This window comes from Caballeronia sp. LZ032 (genome assembly GCF_031451315.1).
Classification (GTDB): Bacteria; Pseudomonadota; Gammaproteobacteria; order Burkholderiales; family Burkholderiaceae; genus Caballeronia.
Genome location: NZ_JARUXP010000001.1, coordinates 906,649 through 930,315, shown reverse-complemented (window position 1 = coordinate 930,315; position 23,667 = coordinate 906,649). Strand labels below are relative to the sequence as shown.

At 64.2% G+C, this 23,667-nt stretch carries 21 protein-coding genes; 10 read left to right on the top strand and 11 right to left on the bottom strand.

Annotation, left to right across the window (positions count from 1 at the left end; all coding sequences use genetic code 11):
* The first annotated feature begins 2 nt into the window (after positions 1-2).
* Positions 3-3,338 (top strand): efflux RND transporter permease subunit, encoded by a 3,336-nt coding sequence (locus QCE69_RS04310; protein ID WP_309929589.1) that lies wholly within the window; start codon positions 3-5, stop codon positions 3,336-3,338.
* A gap of 31 nt (positions 3,339-3,369) precedes the next feature.
* Here the strand turns inward: QCE69_RS04310 and QCE69_RS04305 are convergent, their stop codons facing one another.
* From QCE69_RS04305 to QCE69_RS04285, 5 genes are all read right to left on the bottom strand, one after another.
* A complete protein-coding gene (locus QCE69_RS04305; RefSeq protein WP_309929587.1) occupies positions 3,370-6,924 on the bottom strand; it encodes an enterotoxin A family protein in 3,555 nt (1,184 codons plus the stop codon).
* Between the two features lie 169 nt (positions 6,925-7,093).
* Positions 7,094-7,792, bottom strand: a complete 699-nt coding sequence (gene kdpE, locus QCE69_RS04300; RefSeq protein WP_309914881.1) for a two-component system response regulator KdpE — start codon at positions 7,790-7,792, stop codon at positions 7,094-7,096.
* A 43-nt stretch (positions 7,793-7,835) separates the two neighbouring features.
* Entirely contained in the window at positions 7,836-8,810 is a 975-nt protein-coding gene (locus QCE69_RS04295) for a quinone oxidoreductase (protein WP_309929586.1), read from the bottom strand.
* A 29-nt stretch (positions 8,811-8,839) separates the two neighbouring features.
* Positions 8,840-9,229 carry a methylglyoxal synthase gene (locus tag QCE69_RS04290; protein WP_309807847.1) on the bottom strand — a complete coding sequence of 130 codons (390 nt, stop codon included), beginning with the start codon at positions 9,227-9,229 and terminating at the stop codon, positions 8,840-8,842.
* Positions 9,230-9,282: 53 nt separating this feature from the next.
* Positions 9,283-10,062 (bottom strand): SDR family oxidoreductase, encoded by a 780-nt coding sequence (locus tag QCE69_RS04285; protein ID WP_309929583.1) that lies wholly within the window; start codon positions 10,060-10,062, stop codon positions 9,283-9,285.
* 313 nt (positions 10,063-10,375) lie between these two features.
* Between QCE69_RS04285 and upp the strand changes: the two genes are divergently transcribed.
* The 9 genes from upp to rng all read left to right on the top strand — a co-directional run bounded on the left by upp (position 10,376) and on the right by rng (position 18,640).
* Positions 10,376-11,029: a uracil phosphoribosyltransferase gene (upp, locus tag QCE69_RS04280; RefSeq protein ID WP_309914871.1), complete on the top strand. Its 654-nt coding sequence runs from the start codon at positions 10,376-10,378 to the stop codon at positions 11,027-11,029.
* Between the two features lie 350 nt (positions 11,030-11,379).
* Complete coding sequence (locus tag QCE69_RS04275) at positions 11,380-12,108, top strand: YebC/PmpR family DNA-binding transcriptional regulator (RefSeq protein ID WP_309807843.1); 729 nt, start codon at positions 11,380-11,382, stop codon at positions 12,106-12,108.
* 284 nt (positions 12,109-12,392) lie between these two features.
* Entirely contained in the window at positions 12,393-13,688 is a 1,296-nt protein-coding gene (gene purD, locus QCE69_RS04270) for a phosphoribosylamine--glycine ligase (protein ID WP_309929580.1), read from the top strand.
* A gap of 138 nt (positions 13,689-13,826) precedes the next feature.
* Positions 13,827-14,786, top strand: coding sequence for an oxygen-dependent coproporphyrinogen oxidase (gene hemF, locus QCE69_RS04265; protein WP_309929579.1), 960 nt, complete (start codon positions 13,827-13,829; stop codon positions 14,784-14,786).
* The gene (locus QCE69_RS04260; RefSeq protein WP_309929578.1) at positions 14,777-15,505 is read left to right on the top strand and encodes a nicotinate-nucleotide adenylyltransferase; all 729 of its coding nucleotides are present in this window, start codon (positions 14,777-14,779) and stop codon (positions 15,503-15,505) included. Before hemF ends, QCE69_RS04260 begins: the two co-directional genes overlap by 10 nt.
* 13 nt (positions 15,506-15,518) lie before the next feature.
* Complete coding sequence (gene rsfS, locus QCE69_RS04255) at positions 15,519-15,968, top strand: ribosome silencing factor (protein ID WP_309807839.1); 450 nt, start codon at positions 15,519-15,521, stop codon at positions 15,966-15,968.
* A gap of 40 nt (positions 15,969-16,008) precedes the next feature.
* Positions 16,009-16,479 (top strand): 23S rRNA (pseudouridine(1915)-N(3))-methyltransferase RlmH, encoded by a 471-nt coding sequence (gene rlmH, locus QCE69_RS04250; RefSeq protein ID WP_309914864.1) that lies wholly within the window; start codon positions 16,009-16,011, stop codon positions 16,477-16,479.
* A gap of 66 nt (positions 16,480-16,545) precedes the next feature.
* Positions 16,546-17,163, top strand: coding sequence for a Maf family protein (locus QCE69_RS04245; RefSeq protein ID WP_409017786.1), 618 nt, complete (start codon positions 16,546-16,548; stop codon positions 17,161-17,163).
* A gap of 7 nt (positions 17,164-17,170) precedes the next feature.
* On the top strand, positions 17,171-18,640 hold the full coding sequence (gene rng / locus QCE69_RS04240) for a ribonuclease G (RefSeq protein ID WP_309807836.1): 1,470 nt from the start codon (positions 17,171-17,173) through the stop codon (positions 18,638-18,640).
* A gap of 397 nt (positions 18,641-19,037) precedes the next feature.
* On the opposite strand, the gene QCE69_RS04235 is transcribed toward rng, so the two are convergent.
* The 6 genes from QCE69_RS04235 to msbA all read right to left on the bottom strand — a co-directional run bounded on the left by QCE69_RS04235 (position 19,038) and on the right by msbA (position 23,653).
* Entirely contained in the window at positions 19,038-19,373 is a 336-nt protein-coding gene (locus QCE69_RS04235; RefSeq protein WP_409021195.1) for a hypothetical protein, read from the bottom strand.
* A 200-nt stretch (positions 19,374-19,573) separates the two neighbouring features.
* Complete coding sequence (locus tag QCE69_RS04230; protein ID WP_309929577.1) at positions 19,574-19,954, bottom strand: hypothetical protein; 381 nt, start codon at positions 19,952-19,954, stop codon at positions 19,574-19,576.
* A 392-nt stretch (positions 19,955-20,346) separates the two neighbouring features.
* Positions 20,347-20,826 (bottom strand): Imm50 family immunity protein, encoded by a 480-nt coding sequence (locus tag QCE69_RS04225; RefSeq protein WP_309914855.1) that lies wholly within the window; start codon positions 20,824-20,826, stop codon positions 20,347-20,349.
* A 9-nt stretch (positions 20,827-20,835) separates the two neighbouring features.
* Positions 20,836-21,570, bottom strand: a complete 735-nt coding sequence (locus QCE69_RS04220; protein WP_309929576.1) for a hypothetical protein — start codon at positions 21,568-21,570, stop codon at positions 20,836-20,838.
* A gap of 27 nt (positions 21,571-21,597) precedes the next feature.
* Positions 21,598-21,822 (bottom strand): hypothetical protein, encoded by a 225-nt coding sequence (locus tag QCE69_RS04215; protein ID WP_309929574.1) that lies wholly within the window; start codon positions 21,820-21,822, stop codon positions 21,598-21,600.
* Positions 21,823-21,934: 112 nt separating this feature from the next.
* Positions 21,935-23,653, bottom strand: coding sequence for a lipid A export permease/ATP-binding protein MsbA (gene msbA, locus QCE69_RS04210; RefSeq protein ID WP_409021194.1), 1,719 nt, complete (start codon positions 23,651-23,653; stop codon positions 21,935-21,937).
* Positions 23,654-23,667: the final 14 nt, after the last annotated feature.

Genomic DNA, 23,667 nt, shown 5'->3' with positions numbered 1-23,667 from the left:
TCATGAACCTGTCGCGCATCTTCATCGACCGGCCGGTCGCGACCACGCTGCTCGCGATCGGCATTGCGCTCGCGGGCATGTTCGCGTTCGTGCGGCTGCCGGTCGCGCCGCTGCCGCAGGTCGATTTCCCGACCATCTCGGTGCAGGCGTCGCTGCCCGGCGCGAGCCCGGAGACGGTCGCGACCAGCGTGGCCAGTCCGCTCGAACGGCATCTCGGCACCATCGCCGACGTCAGCGAAATGACCTCGATGAGCTCGGTCGGCACGACGCGCATCACGCTCCAGTTCGGTCTGAACCGCGACATCGACGGCGCCGCGCGCGACGTGCAGGCCGCCATCAACGCAGCACGGGCCGACCTGCCCACGGCGTTGCGCAGCAACCCGACCTACCACAAGGTGAACCCGGCCGACGCGCCCATTCTGGTGCTCGCGCTGTCCTCGCCCACGCGCACGCCGGGCGCGCTCTACGACTCCGCCGCGACGGTGCTGCAACAGACCTTGTCCACGGTGCCGGGCGTCGGCGAAGTGGACGTGAGCGGCTCGGCGAATCCGGCGGTGCGGGTCGAACTGGAGCCGGGCGCGCTGTTCCACTACGGCATTGGACTCGAAGACGTGCGCGCCGCGCTGGCCTCGGCGAACGCGAACAGCCCGAAAGGCGCGATCGAGTTCAAGGGCACGCACATCCAGCTCTACACCAACGACCAGGCGAGCAAGGCCGCGCAGTACAAGGACCTGGTGGTCGCGTACCGCAACGGTTCGGCGGTGAAGCTCTCGGACGTCGGCGAAGTGGTCGATTCCGTGGAAGACCTGCGCAATCTCGGTCTCATCAACAACAAGCGCGCGGTGCTGGTGATTCTCTACCGCCAGCCAGGCGCGAACATCATCGAGACCATCGACCGCGTCAAGGCGATGCTCCCGCAATTGCAGGCCGCGCTGCCCGCCGACGTGCAGATCACGCCGACCGCCGACCGCTCGACCACCATCCGGGCGTCGCTGCACGATACCGAAGCGACCCTCGTGATCGCGGTGGCGCTGGTCGTGATGGTCGTGTTCCTGTTCCTGCGCAACTGGCGCGCGACGCTGATCCCGAGCGTCGCCGTGCCGATCTCGATCATCGGCACGTTCGCGGCCATGTACCTGCTGGGCTTCTCGCTCGACAACCTCTCGCTGATGGCGCTGACCATCGCGACCGGCTTCGTCGTCGACGACGCCATCGTCGTGCTGGAGAACATCACGCGGCATGTCGAGAAAGGCGTGCCGCGCATGCAGGCCGCGATCATCGGCGCGCGCGAAGTCGGCTTCACGGTGGTGTCGATCAGCGTGTCGCTGGTGGCGGTGTTCCTGCCCATCCTGCTGATGGGCGGCATCATCGGGCGGCTGTTCCGCGAGTTCGCGCTGACACTGTCGCTCGCCATTGCGGTGTCGCTGGTCGTGTCGCTCACCGTCACGCCGATGATGTGCTCGCGCCTGCTCGAAGAACCGGGCGAGCGCCGGCAGGAAGGCCGCATCGCGCAATGGCTCGAACGCCAGTTCCAGCGCCTGCAGGGCGGCTATACGCGCACGCTGGACTGGTCGCTCGCGCATCCGCGGCTGATCCTGATGACGCTGTTCGCCACCGTGCTCCTGAACGTGTTCCTCTACGTGATCGTGCCGAAGGGCTTCTTTCCGCAGCAGGACACGGGACGCATCATCGGCGGCATTCAGGCGGACCAGAGCACGTCGTTCCAGGCCATGAAAGGCAAGTTCTCGCAGATGATGAAGATCGTCGAGGCCGATCCGGCGGTGGACAGCGTCGCCGGCTTCACGGGCGGGCGCTCGACCAACAGCGGCTTCATGTTCATCTCGCTCAAGCCGAAGAGCGAGCGCAAGGTCTCCGCCGATCAGGTCATCAACCGCCTGCGTGCGCCGCTCGGCGATGTCGCCGGCGCGCGCACTTTCCTGCAGGCGGTGCAGGACATTCGCGTGGGCGGGCGGCAATCCAACGCGCAATACCAGTTCACGCTGCTGTCGGACACGACCGCCGATCTCTACAAGTGGGGGCCGATTCTCACCGACGCGCTGCAGAAGCGCCCCGAACTCGCCGACGTCAATTCCGACCAGCAGCAGGGCGGACTCGAATCGATGGTCACGTTCGACCGTTCCACGGCCGCGCGCCTCGGCATCAAGCCGGCGCAGATCGACAACACGCTGTATGACGCATTCGGTCAGCGCCAGGTCTCGACCATCTACAACCCGCTGTCGCAGTACCACGTCGTCATGGAACTCGCGCCGAAATACTGGCAGGACCCGGAGATGCTCAAGCAGATCTGGATCAGCACCTCGGGCGGCACGGCGAGCGGTTCGTCCTCGACGCAATCCACCACCACGTCCAGCACCACCTCCACGGCTTCGACCTCGGCCACCGGTTCGACCGGCGCGGGCGGCGCTTCCACCAGCGCGACGGACACCAGCGCGGCGCTCGCGCTGGCCGCGGTGAAGAACTCGGCCACCAATGCGATCGCCGCCACGGGAAAGAGCGGCTCGTCGTCGGGCGCGGCGGTGTCCACGTCGAAGGAAACCATGGTGCCGTTGTCCGCCATCGCGAAGTTCGGGCCGGGCAACACGCCGCTGTCGGTGAATCACCAGAGTCAGTTCGTCGCCTCGACCATCTCGTTCAACCTGCCGCCCGGCAAGTCGCTCTCCGACGCCACCGCCGCGATCTACGAGACCATGGCCGAGATCGGCATGCCGCAGACGATCCACGGCAGTTTCCAGGGCACGGCGCAGGCGTTCCAGCAGTCGGTCAGCACGCTGCCCATCCTGATCCTCACGGCGCTTGCGGCGGTGTATATCGTGCTCGGCATGCTGTACGAGAGCTATATCCATCCGATCACGATTCTCTCGACGCTGCCCTCGGCGGGCATCGGCGCGCTGCTCGCGCTGCTGCTCTTCAAGACGGAGTTCAGCATCATCGCCTTCATTGCGGTGATCCTGCTGATCGGCATCGTGAAGAAGAACGCGATCATGATGGTCGATTTCGCGATCGAGGCCACGCGCCACGGCGCAGCCACGCCGCGCGACGCGATCCGCGAGGCGTGCCTGCTGCGCTTCCGCCCGATCATGATGACGACCGCCGCCGCCCTGCTCGGCGCGCTGCCGCTCGCCTTCGGCACCGGCGAGGGATCCGAGATGCGCGCGCCGCTCGGCATCGCGATCGTCGGCGGGCTGATCGTCAGCCAGATGCTCACCCTCTACACCACGCCGGTCGTCTATCTCTACATGGACCGCTTCCGCATCCGCGCGGAAGCCCGGCGTGCGCGCCGTCAAGGCCGCGCGCGTCCGGCGGGCGCAGCGGAATGACGCGCGGGCGGCAAGGTTCCGCGCACGGCGCTCAATTCGAAAGTATCGAACGGAGCCGCTCGCGTAGTCGCGCCCGCGCCTCGATGCCTTCCCAGACGTCGGCACGCACGGAATAGTTGGACGCGATGTGCGTTTGCGGCAGTTCGGCGATGCTCCCCGTCTTCGGATCGCGCACGATCCAGTAAGCGCGGCGGCCGCCGAGCGTGCGCACTTCCAGCATGTTGTCGCCGACGCCGAAAGCATAGAAGCCGTCCCGGAAGAGGAAAGCCGCATTGTTCCGTTCCAGCCAGTCGATCGTGGCGGGCAAATCTCTATGCCGGTGATTCATCCAGTCGAGAAACTTGCCCTTGATGCCGAGCGTCGGAATGTGGGTCACAAAATGCGTCGTGCCGGGGGGCAAGAGCGATTCCGGACGCTGATCGAAGCGGTACAGCTCCTCGCTGGTTCCAGTGTCGCGGGCATAGCTGTACGAGTTCCGGTTCGAGGCGGGCGGCGTCACCGGCACGCCGCCCTCGCCGGTCAGCTTCCACGTCGAGCGGGCTCCTTCGAACGCCGTGGTGACGAAGGGCACATAGACGGTGTGACCCACGGTCAGGTACTTGCCGTCTTCGGCATGCACCAGGCGTCCGTTGACATGGCGGAAGACGCCGTTGAGGCTCGGTGACGATGGCACGGCGCCCACATACACGTAGCCATCCGAACCGACCCGCAACGTCTTGTTCCAGTCGCGCGGATAGTGGAATCGCCCGTCCGACCCCATCACGAACCGCTTGATGTTGCCGGGGTACTGGGTGCTCGCGCGATAGGTCCAGTTCACGTAGACATTGTCCGACGCGTCCGCGTAGAGGATGGCCGGATGATCCACGCCGCCGCCGTACGCGTGCAACGTCATCGGTCCTCGATATTCCTCGTGCGCGGCCTGTCTGCGGCTGGCGTCGTCGAGCCGCTGGAGGGCATCGCCATAAAAATTGGCCTGGAGAAAGTTGGGGTTGTCCTTCGGCGCATGACCAACCACCTTGCCGTCGCGCACGACCGGCACGACGAACGGTTGGTACGCCGGCTCCTGCCACGCCTTCGAGTTCATCGGGAAGCGCGCGAGTTGCGGCTGCGCGCCGGCGGTGCGCTGCGCCCCGTACACGTCCCATCGGTAGGCCGGATTGTCCTTGAAATCAGACATGACGCCATCCTTGGTTTCCCACCATCCGATGACCTGCGTCGAGTCGATGGTGCCCATCGCGGCGAACTCGCGATTGTCCGGCGCGCTCGCGTGGCGGCCCAGCGTGGCATTGACGTCCACGAGGTTGGGACCGGGCGAGATCACGTAGACGAAGCCGCTGCGCCCGAGTCGCTTGAGACGGTCGAGCGCGACGCCCGGATTCGCGAACGTGGCGAGATAACCGGCGCTGTCGAGGTCGCGTTTGCCGGAGCCGACATCGAAGTCGTGCGTGACCAGATTGACATCCTTGAGCGACGTCGCGAGCACGTGAAAGCCGCCTTCGGTGCTCATCTCGAGCGGCGTCAGCGTCGACGGCCTGAACAGGAAATCCGGCTCGGCGTTCCGCGGCGTGCGCTCCCCTGCGCGCTTGAAATCCGCGTGCGGATAGGCGCCGGAAGGCGGATTGACCGCGGTTGCGACGGGCGGCGGCAAGTCCGCCACCGGCACGACCGGAAAGGAGAGATTGAGCGTGTCGTGCGGATTGGACAGTGCGGCCTGGCCTGCCGGCGTGTCGCCGGCGTTCTCCGCATACCAGGTCGTCGCGGCGCCCCGCACGCCGCCCTCCGTATGACGGCCGGAAAGAAACGCGCGCCGCACGGCCGAACTCATGTGTTCGAAGTCCGCGTAATCAAAGACGCCGTAGTCCGGTGCAAGCAGCTCGTAACGGTCGGTGCGGTAATCGTTGCCCGGCGTGATCCTCCGGATCAGGAGCGGATCGCTCCGGGCGAAACCGCTGGCCGATCCGTCCGCGGGCGGCGTCTGGCGCGCGAGATCGATCACGACCATGGTGTTGCGTGAACCGCGCGTGGCGCTGTCGGCGAAGTAGCTCGAACCGAACTGCGTTGCGAGATCGTTGATCAACTGGTCCGCGCTGCCGATTGCGCTGTCGCCGGCATGCCGGATGAAGCGCGCCACGTCGACGGACGAAGCCATCGGCGTGCTGCCGTGCTGGCGGCGCAGGGTGTCGAGCAGTTGCAGGCGGCGCGCCTGATCGAGCGCGCGCGGGTCGAGCGGCTCGAGGGCGTCGCGAAAATCCGGCATCCCGTAATCGCCGACCATCCGCAACGCGTAGCTCGCCAGCGCCTCGTTGCGGTCGACGCCCGCAAGCGGCTGGCGCGCGCCCTCGAAGATCGCGGCGGGCGTCAGCGGATAGGGCCGGAGCGCGGTGTCCGCGTACAGCTGGTAGTCGTAGTCCGACTCCGGCGGATTGGAGCCCGGGGTGCCCGGACGGGATGCGAGCACGGGCGCGGGTGCCGATCCGTCCAGTCCATGCCGCGAATAGACCTGCATCTGCACCGGCGAGGCCCGCCATTCGGTGCCGGAAAACGCGACATCGAGATAACCTTCGAGCGAACGCTGCATTTCGATCCGGCTGCCGTAGCGGAAGGCGCCGTTGTTGGGGTCGAAGATGGTCCAGCTGTCGCTTTCACCGCGTTGCACGAGCAGCGCATGCCCCCGTTCCTGCAGGGTGCCGAACGCCTCCATGCCGATTTGAAGGTACGCCATGTCGGCGGGCTGCAACAGCGCGAAGTCGTCGCGCATGGCGCGCAGCCGGTCGGAGGGCGCCGCATACCGCGCTCTGAGATTGTTGGGCACGAGCGGCGTGTAGTGGCTGAAACCGAGCCTGTACGCGTTGGTCTGGAAGTTGTCGACATGCTCGCAGAAGTCCCGGTGCGCGGGCGAGTTCGAATCGGCGTCCGCGTCGAGGCGCATGCCCTGCACTTCCGAGAACAAAGTCCGATCGGGCCGTTCCGCACTTCGGTCCACGCGTCGCATCGCTTCGAGGACGATGCCGTCGCACGCGCCCGTCTCCGGATAACCGCACTTTTTGCGATAGTCGGCCTGATCGAACTTGACGCAATCTGCAGCTCTCGCCCGCAACCGATCGCCGCCGCGCCGCTCGCGAAAAATATCCGTGCTGGGCGTGCCCTGGCAGGCGCCGCGCTTCACGCGCGAGTGCGCATCTTCGGTTGCGGCGGCGCTGGAAGGCAGGGAGCCGGCCTGGACGTCGGCGCGTGGCAGCGGCGGCGTGGCCGCCGGCACGACGTCGTCCTCGCGCCGGCTTGCCTGGAGCTGGGACGCGGTCGACTGAACCGGCCGATCGGTCTTGTTCGCTTCGTTCGCTTCGTTCGCGTCGTTCGTTTCTTTCGATCCGTCCGCCGGCGTTCCCGCTTCATTGGCCAACGCAGACGAACCGGCATCCGCAGGCTCGCGCGCATCGGCTGAATCGGCCGCGTTCTGAGGACTGTCGCGCGGCTCCGGCGCTGCGCCTTGCGCGTCCGACGTCCCTGCACGCGGCGACGCATCCGGTTCGGCAGCCGCAAACGACCCGGCGCCCGGGCTGGCGCCGCTGACACGGGAAACGCCCATCACTCTCTCCCAGGCAACGCGAGGGAGCGCTTCGGATCGTCAGGCAGGTTGTGCAACAGGGCCGACAGCGCTCAAGGGACTGCTGGCCGAGTGTAGACGCCGCGCACCCGCCGCACGCGCTAACCCTGCATCACCTGCGGCTGGGAATAAGGAGCGGGTCAGGACCGCGTCACTGCACGCCCACGAGCCGGTAGCCGACGCCCGTTTCAGTCACGATGTGCTCGGGCTGCGCCGGATCGCGTTCGAGCTTCTGACGCAGATGCGCCATGTAGATGCGCAGGTAGTGCGGGCTCTCGACATGCGACGGTCCCCACACGTCGAGCAGCAACTGCCGATGCGTCAGCACGCGGCCCGCATGCCGCACCAGCGCCGCGAGCAGGCGGTATTCGAGCGGCGTCAGATGCACGCTCTCGCCGTTGCGGGTCACGCGCCGCATGGCGAGATCGACGCTCACGTCGCCGAAGCTGACGGCAGGCGTTTCGCTGGCCGGCGCCTGATTGCGCCGCCGCAGATGGGCACGGATCCGCGCGAGCAGTTCGGAGACGCCGAAGGGTTTGGTGAGGTAATCGTCGGCGCCGGCATCGAGCGCGGCGACCTTCTGCTCTTCCTGCGTGCGCGCCGACAGCACGATGATCGGCAGCCCGCTCCAGCCGCGCAGTTCGCGGATCACGTCGATGCCGTCGACATCCGGCAGGCCGAGATCGACGATCACGAGGTCGGGCTTGCGCGTCGCCGCCTCGACGAGCCCTTGCTGCCCGCTGAGCGCTTCGTGCACGCTCATGCCCTGCGCCTCCAGCGAGACGCGCACGAAGCGGCGGATCTGTTTGTCGTCTTCGATCAGGACGACGGTCGGGGACGGCTCGTTCATGTTTCAGTTGTTCATGGTGTTCACGAACCGTCCCGCTTCCGCATCAGGGAAGCAGGATGGTCGAACCGGTGGTGCGGCGCGCCTCGAGGTCTTCGTGCGCGCGGCCCGCTTCCGACAGCGCATAACGCTGGCGCACGTTGGTCTTGACCTTGCCCGAAGCGACCACCTCGAACAGTTCCGCCGCCATGGTGTCGAGATCGCTGCGTTTGGCGATGTAGCTGAAGAGCGTCGGACGCGTGAAGAACAGCGAGCCTCGTCCGGCGAACTCGGACGAATCGATCGGCGGCAACGGCCCCGACGAATTGCCGAAGCTCACGAACAGGCCCAGCGGCGCGAGGCAGTCGAGCGAGGCGATATACGTGTCCTTGCCGATCGAGTCGTAGACCACCGGCACGCCCGCGCCGTTGGTGATCTCGCGCACGCGCTGCGTGAAGTTGTCGCGGGTGTAGACGATCGGATGGTCGCAGCCGTACGCCTTCGCGAGTTCGGCCTTCTCGTCCGAACCCACGGTGCCGATCACGGTCGCGCCCAGCGCCTTGGCCCACTGGCACGCGATCATGCCGACGCCGCCCGCCGCCGCGTGGATCAGCACGGTATCGCCCGGCTTCACGCGATAGGTCCGGCGCAGCAGATACTGCGCGGTCAGTCCTTGCAGCATGATCGACGCGGCGTCTTCATAGCCGATTGCATCCGGCAGCTTGACGACATAATCCGCCGCCATCACGCGCTCTTCGGCATACGCGCCCGGCGGACGCGACGCGTAGGCCACGCGGTCGCCCGGCTTGAACTGCGTGACGCCCTCGCCCACCGCCGTGATCTCGCCCGCGCCTTCCATGCCGAGCCCGCCGGGCAACGGCATCGGATACAGGCCGGTGCGGAAATACACGTCGATGAAATTCAGCCCCACCGCATGATGCCTGACGCGGATCTCGCCCTTGCCCGGCGCGCCCACCTCCACGTCAACCCACTTCATCACTTCCGGGCCGCCTGCCTTGTCGAATCGGATTGCCTTGGTCATCGTTCGTTCACCTCCGTCACGTGTCGGGTTCAGGACGCCCGCGCGAAGCGCAGGCGCAAGTCGTCGAGCAGCATGCGCGCCGTCGCGATGTTGGTCGCGCACGGCACGTTGTGCACGTCGCAGGCGCGCACCAGCGCGTTGATGTCCGGCTCGTGCGGCTGCGGCGTCATCGGGTCGCGCAGGAAGATCACCATGTCGACGCGCCCTTCGGCCAGCTCCGCGCCGATCTGCAAATCGCCGCCGTGCGGGCCGGACAGTTTGCGCTCGACCTCGAGCCCGTGCGCCGCAGCGATGCGGCCGCCCGTCGTGCCCGTGGCCACGAGGCTGCATTGCGCGAGCGTGGCGGCGAACTCGCCCGCCAGCGTGACGATGTCGTCCTTCTTCATGTCGTGCGCAATCAGCGCGACGCGTGTGCTCATGTGCTCCATCCTCCTGTCGTTGTCGTTATGGTGTTTCTGATGTTTCTGATGTTTCAGTAAGTGCCCGGATAGGCGCCGCCGTCGATCAGCAGGTTCTGTCCGGTGATGTAGCCCGCATGCACGCTGCACAGGAACGCACAGGCGCGGCCGAATTCCTCCGGCGTGCCGAAGCGTCCGGCCGGCAAACTCTCAGCGCGGCGCGCGCGGATGTCGTCGATGGAGACGTTCTGCGCCTTGGCCTGCGCTTCCATCGTCACGCCGATGCGATCCGTGTCGAACGTGCCCGGCAGCAGGTTGTTGATGGTGACGCCCGTCGCGGCGACCTTGCGCGCCACCCCGGCGACGAAACCGGTCAGTCCCGAACGCGCGCCGTTCGAGAGACCGAGCACGTCGATCGGCGCCTTCACCGAGGAACTCGTGATGTTCACGATGCGCCCGAAGCCGCGCTCGATCATCCCGTCGATGGTCGCCTTCATCAGTTCGATCGGCGTCAGCATGTTGCCTTCCAGCGCCTTGATCCACATCTCGTGCGTGAAGGTGCGGAAGTCGCCCGGCGGCGGCCCGCCCGCGTTGTTCACGAGAATGTCCGGCGCGGGGCAGGCGGCGAGCGCGGCGGCGTGGCCGGCGGGCGTCGTGATGTCGCCTGCGACGGTCTTCACGTCCACGCCGTATTGCGTGCGGATATGCGCGGCGGTCGCTTCGAGCGTCTCCGCGGTGCGCGCGGTGATCACCAGGTTGACGCCTTCAGCGGCGAGCGCTTCCGCGCAGCCGCGCCCCAGTCCCTTGCTTGCCGCGCACACGAGCGCCGTGCGCCCTGCGATTCCCATGTCCATCGTGCTGTTCTCCGTGATCGTTCGGCAGGCAGGGCGGACGCCGATTGCGCCCCGCCCTCGCCGCCCGGGTTCATCCATCGCGCAATTCTAGAAGAATCGGGGCGGCAACGTCGGCGGCTGCTTCGGCGCAGGCATTCGACGGCGCGCGATTCTTCTTAGGCTGGGGCGGCCTTTTCGGTAAACTGTCGCCACTGTCCGCGCGAGGCGCCGCCGGCGCCAGCGCGCTTCGAAATCGCGCCGGACCCGCCGTATCGCACCCGACGTGACCCGGCAGCCCATCACACGAGCAGGACGCGCAGCACGCGCGAGACCCATGACACAAGACAGCCGCTTTCCCAATCTCTTCATCCTCGATCACCCGCTGATCCAGCACAAGCTCACGCACATGCGCGACAAGGACACGTCCACGCGCACCTTCCGCGAACTGCTGCGGGAAATCACGCTGCTGATGGGCTATGAAATCACCCGCAACCTGCCGCTGACGACCAAGCGCGTGGCCACGCCGCTCGTCGAGATCGACGCGCCGGTGATCGCCGGCAAGAAACTCGCGATCGTGCCCGTGCTGCGGGCGGGCATCGGCATGTCGGACGGCTTGCTGGACCTGGTGCCGTCGGCGCGGGTCGGCCATATCGGCGTGTATCGCGCGGACGACCACCGCCCGGTCGAATACCTCGTGCGCCTGCCGCCCGATCTGGAAGAGCGCGTGTTCATCCTGTGCGATCCGATGGTCGCCACCGGCTACTCGGCGGTCCATGCTGTCGACGTGATGAAACGCCGCAAGGTGCAGAGCGAGAACATCGTGTTCGTCGCGCTGGTCGCGGCGCCCGAAGGCGTGAAAGTGTTCCAGGACGCGCATCCGGACGTCAAGCTGTACGTCGCCTCGCTCGATTCGCATCTCAACGACCACGCGTACATCGTCCCGGGCCTGGGCGACGCCGGGGATCGCCTGTTCGGCACGAAGAATTGAGCTTTTCTCCAGCTAGCGCCGATCCTGCAACCGCCGCGCCCCCTGCGCGGCGGTTTGCGTATACGAACGAATTTGCGTTTTTTCATCGCGTATCGCCGGGATTTCGTGCAGTTTCGGTCCGCTTTCCCGGTTTGGTTCGCGCGCATGGGTACTGGGGACGGGTGCCTCCATGCTAAAATTTCGGTCTGTTCCCGATCGGGTCGGCAGCACCGGACAACGCCTCGGCGGTCCACGCGCCATTCCGTCACACGCCCACGCCGGACCGCACCGGCCAACGGCACGGAACCACACATCCAGCACGACAGCACACTAGGCGCCGGAGCCAAGCCCGCGCGCGATGGAGAAAGGTAATGGCGGGTCATTCGAAATGGGCCAACATCAAGCATAAGAAAGCCGCGGCCGATGCAAAGAAAGGCAAGGTCTGGACACGCCTCATCAAGGAAATCCAGGTTGCGGCGCGCATGGGCGGCGGCGAGGTCGATTCGAACCCGCGCCTGCGTCTGGCCATCGACAAGGCCTACGACGCCAACATGCCGAAGGACAACATCAACCGCGCCATCCAGCGCGGCGTCGGCGGCGTGGACGGCGCCAACTACGAAGAAATCCGTTACGAAGGCTATGGCATCGGCGGCGCGGCGATCATCGTCGACACGATGACGGACAACCGCACGCGCACCGTCGCGGAAGTGCGCCATGCGTTCTCGAAGTTCGGCGGCAACATGGGCACGGACGGCTCGGTGTCGTTCATGTTCGATCACGTCGGCCAGTTCCTGTTCGCGCCCGGCACGCCGGAAGACACGCTGATGGACGCCGCGCTCGAAGCCGGCGCCGACGACGTGGTCACGAACGAAGACGGCAGCATCGAGGTCATCTGCCCGCCGAACGATTTCCAGAAGGTGAAGGACGCGCTCGAAGCCGCCGGCTTCAAGGCGGAACTCGCCGAAGTGACGATGAAACCGCAGACCGAAGTCGAATTCAGCGGCGACGACGCGGTGAAAATGCAGAAACTGCTCGACGCGCTCGAAAATCTCGACGACGTGCAGGAAGTCCATACCAACGCGGCGATCAACGAGGACTGAGCTTCGGATCGCTGCGGGGCAAGGTGAATGCGCCCTTGCCCGTGCATGGAACGTCTTTCGCTTCGGCATGATGGCCGGAGCAGCGCCGCCGGAAGCATGCGGCGCGGCCTCGCCCCGAGAAAGGCGCGTGACGCTGCCGTGGTCCGCGCGAACCGCCTTCTGCACGGGATGAACACCCCGCGCGCGACCCTCCGTGCAGTCCGGGACCGATGCGCCCGCCGCCTTGTTCTCAAGCTGCTTCACCGCTCGTTTTTACGCTTTTAGTCAGGATTTCGGGGATTCACATGAAGTTACTCGTCGTCGGTTCCGGCGGTCGCGAACATGCACTCGCTTGGAAGCTTGCGCAATCGCCGCGCGTGCAGATCGTCTATGTGGCGCCGGGCAACGGCGGCACCGCGCAGGACGAGCGTCTGCGCAACATCGACATCACGGACCCGGCGGAACTCGCCGATTTCGTCGAGCGCGAACATGTCGCGTTCACGCTCGTCGGCCCGGAGCAGCCGCTGGCCGCGGGCATCGTCAACCTGTTCCGCTCGCGCGGGCTGAAGATCTTCGGGCCGAGCAAGGAAGCGGCGCAGCTCGAAAGCTCGAAGGATTTCGCCAAGGCGTTCATGAAGCGCCACAGCATCCCCACCGCCGAGTACGAAACCTTCTCCGACGCCGCCGCGGCCCACGCCTACATTGATACGAAAGGCGCGCCGATCGTCATCAAGGCCGACGGCCTCGCCGCCGGCAAGGGCGTCGTGGTGGCGATGACGCTGGAAGAAGCGCACGGCGCCGTCGATTCCATGCTCGCCGACAACAAGCTGGGCGATGCCGGCGCGCGCGTCGTGATCGAGGAATTCCTGGCGGGCGAGGAAGCCAGCTTCATCGTGATGGTGGACGGCAAGCACGTGCTGCCGCTCGCCTCCAGCCAGGACCACAAGCGCCTGCTCGACGACGACCGCGGCCCCAACACGGGCGGCATGGGCGCCTATTCGCCCGCGCCGATCGTCACGCCGCAGCTGCATGCGCGCGTGATGCGCGAGATCATCCAGCCGACGGTGCGCGGCATGGAAAGCGAAGGCATCCGCTTCACGGGCTTCCTGTACGCGGGCCTGATGATCGACGCCAACGGCAACCCGAAGACGCTCGAATTCAACTGCCGCATGGGCGACCCCGAGACCCAGCCGATCATGGCGCGCCTCAAGGGCGACTTCTCGAAGGTCGTGGAAATGGCGATCGACGGCAAGCTCGACGCCGTGGAACTCGACTGGGACCGGCGCACGGCGCTGGGCGTGGTGCTGGCGGCGCACAACTATCCGGAGACGCCGCGCAAGGGCGATCGGATCAACGGCATTCCGGCGGAAAGCGAGCAATCCGTGACTTTCCATGCGGGCACGACGCTCGCCGACGGCAAGCTGACCACCTCCGGCGGACGCGTGCTGTGCGTGGTCGGACTGGCGGATTCCGTGCGCGGCGCGCAATCCGTGGTCTACGATACAGTCAACCAGATCTCCTTCGACGGCATGCAGTACCGTCGGGACATCGGCTATCGCGCGCTGAACCGCAAGCACGACAAGCCGGAAAAGCACGGCTGATACGGGCCTGCGCGGCCTGTGCCGCACGAGTACGCACGCTGCCGGACCTCGCGTCCGGCAGCGTGCTTTTGAGAGTTGCGCGACGGAGGCTGAGCCCCGTCCTTTCATGGCCGCCGAAGCGGCGTAGTCCAGCAATCGATGAGTGAAACGAACCGCACCGCACAGACCCACGGCGAATCCGGCACAGCCTGCGACATCGCGGCCGTGCGCGCCTACCTGACGGGCTTGCAGACGCGCATCGCCGACGCGCTCGGCGCGTTCGACGGCACGCCCTTCGGCACCGATGCCTGGACCCGCGAACCCGGCGCGCATCTGCGCGGCGGCGGCGTGACCCGCATCCTGGAAGGCGGCGGATTCTTCGAGCGCGGCGGCATCGGTTTCTCGGACGTGCAAGGCGACGCGCTGCCGCCCTCCGCGAGCGCCGCGCGCCCGCAACTGGCCGGCCGCGGTTTCGAGGCACTGGGCGTCTCGCTGGTCATGCATCCGCGCAATCCGCACTGCCCGACCGTGCACATGAACGTGCGCATACTGACGGCGCTGAAGGCGGGCGTTGCGCCCATCTTCTGGTTCGGCGGCGGCATGGATCTGACGCCCGTGTACGGCTATGAGGACGACGCGCGGCATTTTCACCAGACCTGTCGCAACGCGCTCGATCCGTTCGGCACGCAGTTGTATCCGCGCTTCAAGACCTGGTGCGACGAGTACTTTTACCTGAAGCATCGCAACGAACAGCGCGGCATCGGCGGGATATTCTTCGACGACTTCTCCGAGCCCGGTTTCGACGCGTCCTTCGCGATGATGCGCAGCGTCGGCGACGCGTTCCTGAACGCCTACCTGCCGATCATCGAGCGCCGCCGCGACACGCCCTACAGCGACCGCGAGCGCGAGTTCCAGGCGTACCGGCGCGGCCGCTATGTCGAATTCAATCTCGTGTTCGATCGCGGCACGCACTTCGGTCTGCAGAGCGGCGGCCGCACCGAGTCGATCCTGCTGTCGATGCCGCCTGCCGCGCACTGGCGTTACGACTGGAACGCGGAACCGGGCACGCCGGAGGCCAAGCTAGTGGAAGACTTCCTGGTGCGGCGAGAATGGCTGTAACCCCGGCCATGAACCATGGCACGCCGTGCGCGAAGCGTATCGGACTGCTCGGCGGCACCTTCGATCCCATCCACAACGGGCATCTGGCGCTGGCACGGCGCTTCGCCGAGGTGCTGCGGCTGACCGAACTTGTGCTGTTGCCGGCGGGTCAGCCGTGGCAGAAGGAAGGCGTGTCGGCGCCTGAGCACAGACTCGCCATGACGCGCGCGGCGGCCCGTTCGCTTTCGATACCCGGCGCGACCGTGACCGTCGCGACCGACGAGATCGATCGCCAAGGCGACACCTATACCGTCGATACCCTGGCGCGCTGGCGCGAACGCGAAGGTCCCGATGCGTCGATCTCGCTGCTGATGGGCGCGGATCAGCTGGTCAAGCTGAACTCATGGCATCGGTGGCGCGAGCTGTTCGAGCATGCGCACGTGTGCGTGGAAACGCGCGCCGGCTTCGACGTGGCCACCCTGCCCGCCGAAGTCGCCGCGGAGCTCGAACTGCGCCGTGCCTCGCCCGAGACATTGCAGGCGAGCACGCACGGTCACATGCTCATCGACGAAAGTCTGCTGCTCGACGTGTCCGCCACGGCCATCCGCGAAGCAGCCCGCACGATGCGCGACACACAGGCGCCGGACCCGTCAGCGGAACAGCATGACCGCGCCCGCGCCGAAGTCCCTGAGTCAGTATGGGACTATATTGTTCAACATCACCTGTACCGGACACGGTAAAGACACCCCAATCATGGAAATTCAGAAGCTGCAACGCGCGATCATCGACGGTCTGGAAGACGTCAAGGCGCAGGACATCAAGGTCTTCAACACCACCCACCTGACTTCGCTGTTCGACCGCGTGGTCGTGGCAAGCGGCACGTCGAACCGGCAGACCAAGGCGCTTGCCAACAGCGTGCGCGAGAAGGTCAAGGAAGCGGGCGGCGACATCGTCAGCACGGAAGGCGAAGAGGTCGGCGAATGGGTGCTGGTGGACTGCGGCGACGCGGTCGTGCACATCCTGCAACCGGCGCTGCGCCAGTACTACAACCTCGAGGAAGTCTGGGGCGACAAGCCGGTGCGCGTGAAGCTCCAGAAACCGAACATGTTCGGCGGCGCGAACGTCACGGCCGACGACGAAGACGAGGACGAAGAAGACGCGAAGCCGGCCGTCAAGCGCGTCGCCCGCAAGCGCGCTTCCTGAGCCGCGTGAGTCACGTGAGTCACGTGAGCGGCGCGGTTTCATGAAGCTCGTCATCCTGGCCGTCGGACACAAGATGCCCGACTGGATCACGAAGGGCTTCGACGAGTATGCGAAGCGCATGCCGCCCGAATTGCGCATCGAGCTGAAGGAAATCAAGCCGGAGCAGCGCTCGTCGGGACGCAACGCCGAGAGCGTGATGGCGGCGGAGAAGCAGCGAATCGAAGCTGCGTTGCCGAAGAATGCGCGGATCGTCGCGCTGGACGAACGCGGCCGCGACTGGACCACGATGCAACTGGCGAACGCCCTGCCCGGCTGGCAGCAGGAAGGCCGCGATGTCGCATTCGTGATCGGCGGCGCGGACGGGCTCGATCCCGCCGTGAAGTCGCGCGCCGAACTGCTGCTGCGCGTGTCGAGTCTGACCCTGCCACACGGCATGGTGCGCGTGCTGCTCGCCGAACAGCTTTACCGCGCGTGGAGCATCACACAGAATCATCCTTATCATCGCGCGTGAGGCGGACCGGCGGTTGAATCTCGAAGGCCGCGCAAGCTCGCGTGCGCTTTCCTGATCCCATCGACGATGCCCACCACTTATCCCTTCCTGTATCTCGCCTCCCAAAGCCCGCGCCGCAAGGAGCTGCTCGCACAGCTCGGCGTGCGCTGCGAATTGCTGATGCCCCGCCCCGATGAAGACGCCGAAGCGCTCGAAGCCGAGCTGCCCGGCGAAGACGCCGCCGCCTATGTCGTGCGCGTGTGTACGCTGAAGGCGCAGGCGGCCCGTGCACGCCTGCTCGCGGGCGGTCATCATGAAGCGCCGATCCTGGTCGCCGATACGACGGTGACCATCGACGGTCTGATTCTCGGCAAGCCGCTGCACGAGGAAGACGCCGTGGCGATGCTCGAACGGCTTGCCGGCCGCGAGCATGAAGTGCTGACGGCGCTTGCGGTCGTCGATGCGCACGGCACGCTGCTCCCGCCTGCGCTGTCGCGCTCGACGGTGCGGTTCGCCGCCGCCGACCGTGCTGCGCTGCAGCGCTACGCCGCCACCGGCGAGCCGCTCGGCAAGGCCGGCGCCTACGGCATCCAGGGCCGCGCGGCGGAGTTCATCGAGCGAATCGACGGGTCCTATTCGGGTATCATGGGTCTGCCCCTTTTCGAAACCGCAGCACTCTTGCGCGTGGCGCGCGTCGAATTCTAAACAGGCCATGAACGAAGAAATCCTGATCAACGTCACACCGCAGGAATGCCGCGTCGCACTGGTTCAGCAAGGTGCGGTTCAGGAACTTCACGTCGAGCGCACGCTGTCGCGCGGGCGCGTCGGCAACGTCTATCTGGGACGCGTCGTGCGCGTGCTGCCGGGCATGCAGTCGGCGTTCATCGACATCGGTCTCGAACGCGCCGCGTTTCTTCATGTCGCCGATATCTGGCATCCGCGCATCGCGGGCGAATCGCATGCGTCCACGCCGCATGTACCGATCGAGAAGATCGTCTTCGAAGGCCAGTCGCTGATGGTGCAGGTCGTGAAGGACCCGATCGGCACCAAGGGCGCGCGACTCTCCACGCAGGTGAGCATCGCGGGGCGCACGCTGGTTTATCTGCCGCAGGAACCGCATATCGGCATCTCGCAGAAAATCGAGAGCGAAGCGGAACGCGAAGCCGTGCGCGCGCGCCTCACGGCCGTGTTGCCCGCAGACGAGAAAGGCGGCTATATCGTGCGCACCATCGCCGAAGATGCGACGAGCGAGGAACTGGCCGCCGACGTTGCCTATCTGCGCAAGACCTGGGCGACCATCGTCGCGCAGGCGCAGCGCGTGCCGCCGACCACGCTGTTGTATCAGGATCTGAACCTGTCCCAGCGCGTGCTGCGCGATTTCGTCAACGACGAAACCACGCGCATCCAGGTCGATTCACGCGAAACCTATCAGATGCTCGCGGACTTCGCGGCCGAGTTCACGCCGGCGGTGGCGTCGCGTCTGCATCACTACACCGGCGAGCGGCCGCTCTTCGATCTGTACAACATCGAGGCGGAGATCCAGCGCGCGTTGTCGCGGCGCGTGGACCTGAAGTCGGGCGGCTATCTGATGATCGACCAGACCGAGGCGATGACGACCATCGACGTCAACACGGGCGGTTATGTCGGCGCGCGCAATTTCGACGACACCATTTTCAAGACCAATCTCGAAGCCGCGCATACGATCGCGCGGCAGCTGCGGTTGAGAAATCTCGGCGGGATCATCATCATCGACTTCATCGACATGGAGAATGTCGAGCATCGGGATCAGGTGCTGGGCGAGCTGAAGAAGGCGTTGTCGCGCGATCGCACGCGGGTGACGGTCAATGGGTTCTCGCAGCTCGGGCTGGTGGAGATGACGCGCAAGCGTACGCGCGAATCGCTTGCGCACGTTCTGTGCGAGCCGTGTCCGGTGTGTCAGGGCAAGGGACAGGTCAAGACGCCGCGCACGGTGTGTTACGACGTGCTGCGCGAGATCATGCGCGAGTCGCGGCAGTTCAATCCGCGTGAGTTTCGGGTGGTTGCGTCGCAGCAGGTCATCGACCTGTTTCTCGAGGAAGAATCGCAGCATCTGGCGATGCTGATGGATTTTATTGGCAAGCCGGTGTCGTTGCAGGTGGAGAGTAATTTGTCGCAGGAACAGTATGACATTGTGTTGATGTAGGACTCTGCAATCTTGTCCCGCCGTAAGGGCTCGCAAACTCGTTATCAGGGTTGACAAATTACCTAGGAGCGTGCCGATATCAGGAGCGATCGAACAAGTCACTCCCACGATAACTTAACTGCATCAGAGGGTTAAAAAAAATGAACTCTGATGGGGCCTATTCCGAAGGCGCCCAGCTTGCTAACAAAAGCATTCGGTTCCGATTGCACAACGGCTAAGCCAAGCGCGGTGCATGACTAGTAGACCACTGGTCCGAAGAGCCCTTGATAACCGATATGCGTCAAGAAAAAGCGATTGAAGCATTTTAGAGCGATCGTACCCTGTTCGATTTGTCGACCAAAAAGGGCAAAATTGGGTATGGTATAGGACTCTACGTATGCATCTGCCTGAGGGCGAATCAGGCGACGCGACATGCCATATACAGTTTCAAAGGGAAGACCGCCAGTACGCAGCAGGCTGTAATAGGAAGGATAGATAACGCCGTCGAAGCTGAATCTCCAGCAGCTATGGCAATTTTTCGGGTAATTTCACAAGCATGTGAACTCGCAAGAAAAAGCATATGAACTGCGATGTCGAGACTTTCATACTCAGTTACCTCATCCTCATCGAGGAGAGCGGTAAGATCCAAGAGTCGCAGATCTTTAGTTGGCTGCAACGTAGCAACATAAATGTCATCCTCCGCAGTGACGCGACATTCATGAATGCAGATATCCAAGTCCTGTGAACCATACATAACACCGAACCCAGTCGAATCGAGCCGCCCTCTCCCCACGAATCGCAAAGGAGGGCAGTCGTACTCGTCCGGCTCAGCCGGACGCTGAGGATTCACTCGCACACGATAGAACAATGAACCCTTAGCTAACATTCGCACGGGATATTCGCTCACTATTCGCTTTATGACCTCGCAACGGCTCGACGGATCTTGCAAGGCCTTCAGAGGCTCAACCTCTCCAAGCATCCAGTAACGAGGCCCATAGTGAAAGAATCCAATCTTCCCGCCTCTTCAATGATTTTTACATCGTTGTCAAGCCATGGCGATGGCGCAATGCTACTGTTGCCGTAGTGGTGCTCATTGAACTGCACACAAGGAGCCCCTCCATAGTCGAACCGGATCGTCGTACCACTAACGAAGAAGCTGTGCGCGATCGCCAAGACCTGCTCTTTTCTCAGTTTTCTTCCGCCAGAGCTTTTGCAATTTGGGCACACGCCCTCTTGTTCAACCCCGATTTTCCAAGAGTCGATCCGCAGCCCTTCGTCGACGAAGCATTTTGAGCAAAGAAGAAAGCTCGTGGTGGCATCGGTTTCACCCATCATCTCGTCCCCATTAGATTTTCTAAGCTGAAATCGACAATTAGCGCAACTCGATTCCATGGATAAAAGCATTCGTCAAGTTTGTAGTTTTTCAAAATTCTCTTGACTCAACAGCGCACGAATAAGATCGATCTTTAAGACGAAGCTATGCAAACTCCATGAGATTCCACCGCGCGCGTCCCACCCTCATTACGCGATCCGACGGTTCTTCGCTGGGCGAAAAACCCCCCTTTCCGTGGACTTGTCCGCGCTCCATTCTTTCTCGCCGCTTCGAGATGCATACCGAAGTATCTCATTCAGCGTGCGAAATCTACCCCTCCGCTGATGATGGTGGGCCTGGATTATGCGAGTCGCGACTCTTCAATACGTCCGGCCCTTGTCGACACGAAGCAACATCATTCAGCCTTCCCCGCAGACGAGCGGACATAAGGCAGCATGTCGATAATGGAGACCTGCACGCATGTCAATCTCACATCAAGGCCGACGTTCGGCAGCAGATCGAGCTTGATCAATCCGTCCACGCGCGACAACGTCATCTCCATGATCGTCGCTTCTTCGAGCATGGCGTCGACATCAATCTCCGATTGCCGCACATCGAGACAATCGATCACAACCATTCGATCCACGCGCCCGGTGGTAGGCGGCGGCCCATAGCAGTTGTGAAGCACTTCGAGCCGCACGTCCACCATGGTCCGCATGATCCCGTCAGGAAGGTCTCGACCATCGAGCCCCTTGCGCGTCTTGCGCCACCTTCTCATACATAAAGAACGTACTGCTGCGTCATGGAAAGACGGATACCCTCCCAGATGCGTCACCAACGCGTCCGCATTCGTTGCCAGTTCCCAACCCCAAGTCTTGTTTCCTGATTGACTCATCGGCGTACCTCACTCGCATTTGATCGATGACATCGGAAGATGTGCGTCGTCTCGAACCCCGCCGGAGAAATTATGGCCATGCGGTCCGCCATGGCTACCATGATATTGCGCGCACAGATTGCCATTGGAATCGAAATAGTCCACGTCGAGACCATTCAGATTCACGCGGAATCCGCCCGGCTCATTCCCCGTGATTCGCATTCCGCGTGCGGTCACCTCAAATACATCATCGCTCGGAGCTCTTGGCACAAAGCCGAATGGCTCCGCCTCGCTGAACGCCGTTGCGATCGTCCCATCAGGAAGTACATCACCCGGATTCGCCGCCATAATCGCGAAGAGATCATTCCTTGAATATCGGCGCGGTGGAGGCGGCTCATACGCTGCAACTTTCACGGGCACGCTTTGCCGCTTCGGAAACAACTGGGAAGGCGTGAATGTGACGGAGCGCGGACGAGGCTCGTTGGCTGAGTCGCGGTGCGCACTCAGCGCACTGCTGGGCGCATCGGGAATTGTCACAAGCTCACCCGACTCGACTGCCAACTCTATCTCAAGCACGGCACGAAACTGATCCTGTTTGCGCAAGTCAAGCAACTCACACAGTTGGGCAACAACCTCTGGATCGCTCGACCATCTGAATTTGTCGGCAAGAAACAATCGCGCGCTGACGCTGGCGAGTTCCTCATCGCTACGAGTGATCAAGCGCGCATCGCGACGACGACACACGGTCAAGGCCAGATCCCACAATCTGACTTCAGTCCTCACCGCTACCCCTCAATGCGCCGCCACGATCAACCGCCAGCGAATCGCCTCCCAGCTCGGATGCTGATGATGATTCTGCGGCGGCAGCGGATGCCCTTCGGTGGACACGGCATTGTGACCGCACGTTTCACATCGGTAGATGCCGGAAAACGGCGTCGCGTGTCCGGGTTCGTAGAGCGCGCCGAATGCCGCGTGGTCGCTCTGATCCAGATACTGAGGGAACCGGTAATAAGCCATAGGATTGATCCGACCCGTGTAAAAGCCGTCATCATCCCGTTTGCCGCGTCGCGTGTGAACGCGATATTTCTTATGTTTCTACGCAGCAAATTTCCACGCTCATCCCACCCGATCAAGCCGCCTGCTGCTGATACTGGATCCGGTGCAGATGTGCATACAAGCCATCCTTGCGCAGCAATTCGGCATGACTGCCCTGCTCGGCAATGCGCCCCGCCTCCATCACCAGAATGCGGTCCGCGCGCTCGATGGTCGACAGCCGATGCGCGATCACCAGCGTCGTGCGCCCCTTCATCAGCGTCTCGAGCGCCGACTGCACATGTCGCTCCGATTCCGAGTCCAGCGCCGACGTCGCCTCGTCGAGAATCAGGATCGGCGCGTCCTTGTAGATGGCGCGCGCAATCGCCAGACGCTGACGCTGCCCACCCGACAAGCGCATGCCATTGCCGCCGATCAAGGTATCGATCCCCTCCGGCAACGCATTCACCACATCCGCAAGATTGGCCGCCGTCAGCGCCGACATCACCCGGTCGCGATCCGGCGTCTGCCCGTACGCGACGTTCGCCGCAATCGTGTCGTTGAACAGCACGACATCCTGGCTGACCATCGCAAGCTGGCCGCGCAGGTCGTGCAGCTTGTAATCGGAGAGCGGCACGCCGTCGACGAGCACCTGTCCGCCGCGCGGATCGAAGAAGCGCGGCAACAGGTTCACGAGCGTCGTCTTGCCGCTGCCCGACGGACCCGCCAGCGCCACCATCTCGCCCGGCGCGACCTTGAACGACACGCGGTCGAGCGTCGGCCGGTCGGACGAGCCATACGCGAAGGTCACGTCGCGAAACTCCACTTCGCCGCGCGCGCGCTCGAGCGGCTTGCCGCCGCCCGCAGGTTCGGCCGGCTCGTCGATCAGCCCGAAAATCAGCTCCGCCGCGGTCATGCCGCGCTGCAACGGCTGATTGATGTCGATCAGATGCTTGAGCGGCGAGATCACGAGCAGCATCGACGTGACGAAGGCCACGAAACCGCCCACCGTCGTCTGGTCGCTCGCTGACTGCACCACTGCAATGGTGATGACGATGGCGAGCGCGATCGACGCGAGAAACTGCGTCAGCGGCTGCGCGAGTCCGCCGGAGACCTGCATGCGCATCGCATAGCCGCGCAGACGGTGGCTCATCTCGGTGAAGCGGCCGATCTCATACGGCTCGCCGTTATGCACCTTCACGACCTTGTAGCCGCCGACCGTCTCCTCGACGATATACGAGAGCTCGTTGGTGAGCGTCTGATGCTCGCGATTCAGGCGGCGCAGACGCCGGTTGATCTTGCTGACGAGCCAGCCGATGGCCGGCAGGATCACCGAGACGATCAGTGTCAGGCGCCAGTTCAGGATGAACAGATAGCCGAGCAGAAACACGACCGTCAGCGAGTCGCGCACCAGCGTCACGACGACGCTCGACAGCACGCTCAGGATCTGGTTCACCTCGAAGACGACGGCGTTGATGATCGTGCTCGCCGTTTCGCGCTGAAAGAAGCCCGCGCTGGTGTGGATCATGCGGTTGAACATTTCGAGCCGCAGCTGCAGCAGGATCTTGTTCGTCACATAGGAGAGGAAGTAGCCCGACGCATATTGCGCCGAGCCGCGCACGAGCGCGAGGCCGATCACGGCCGCCGGCACGAGCCATTTCGCGTGGTCGCTGCCCTTCGAACCGAAGCCGTGATCGAGCAGCGGCTTGAGCAGCATCGGAATGCCGGCCTCACTCGCCGCGACGATGCCCATCGTGAGCAGGCCCAGCAGCACCATGCCCATCAGCGGGCGGATATACGGCCATAGCCGTTTCATGACTGCCGTCGGCG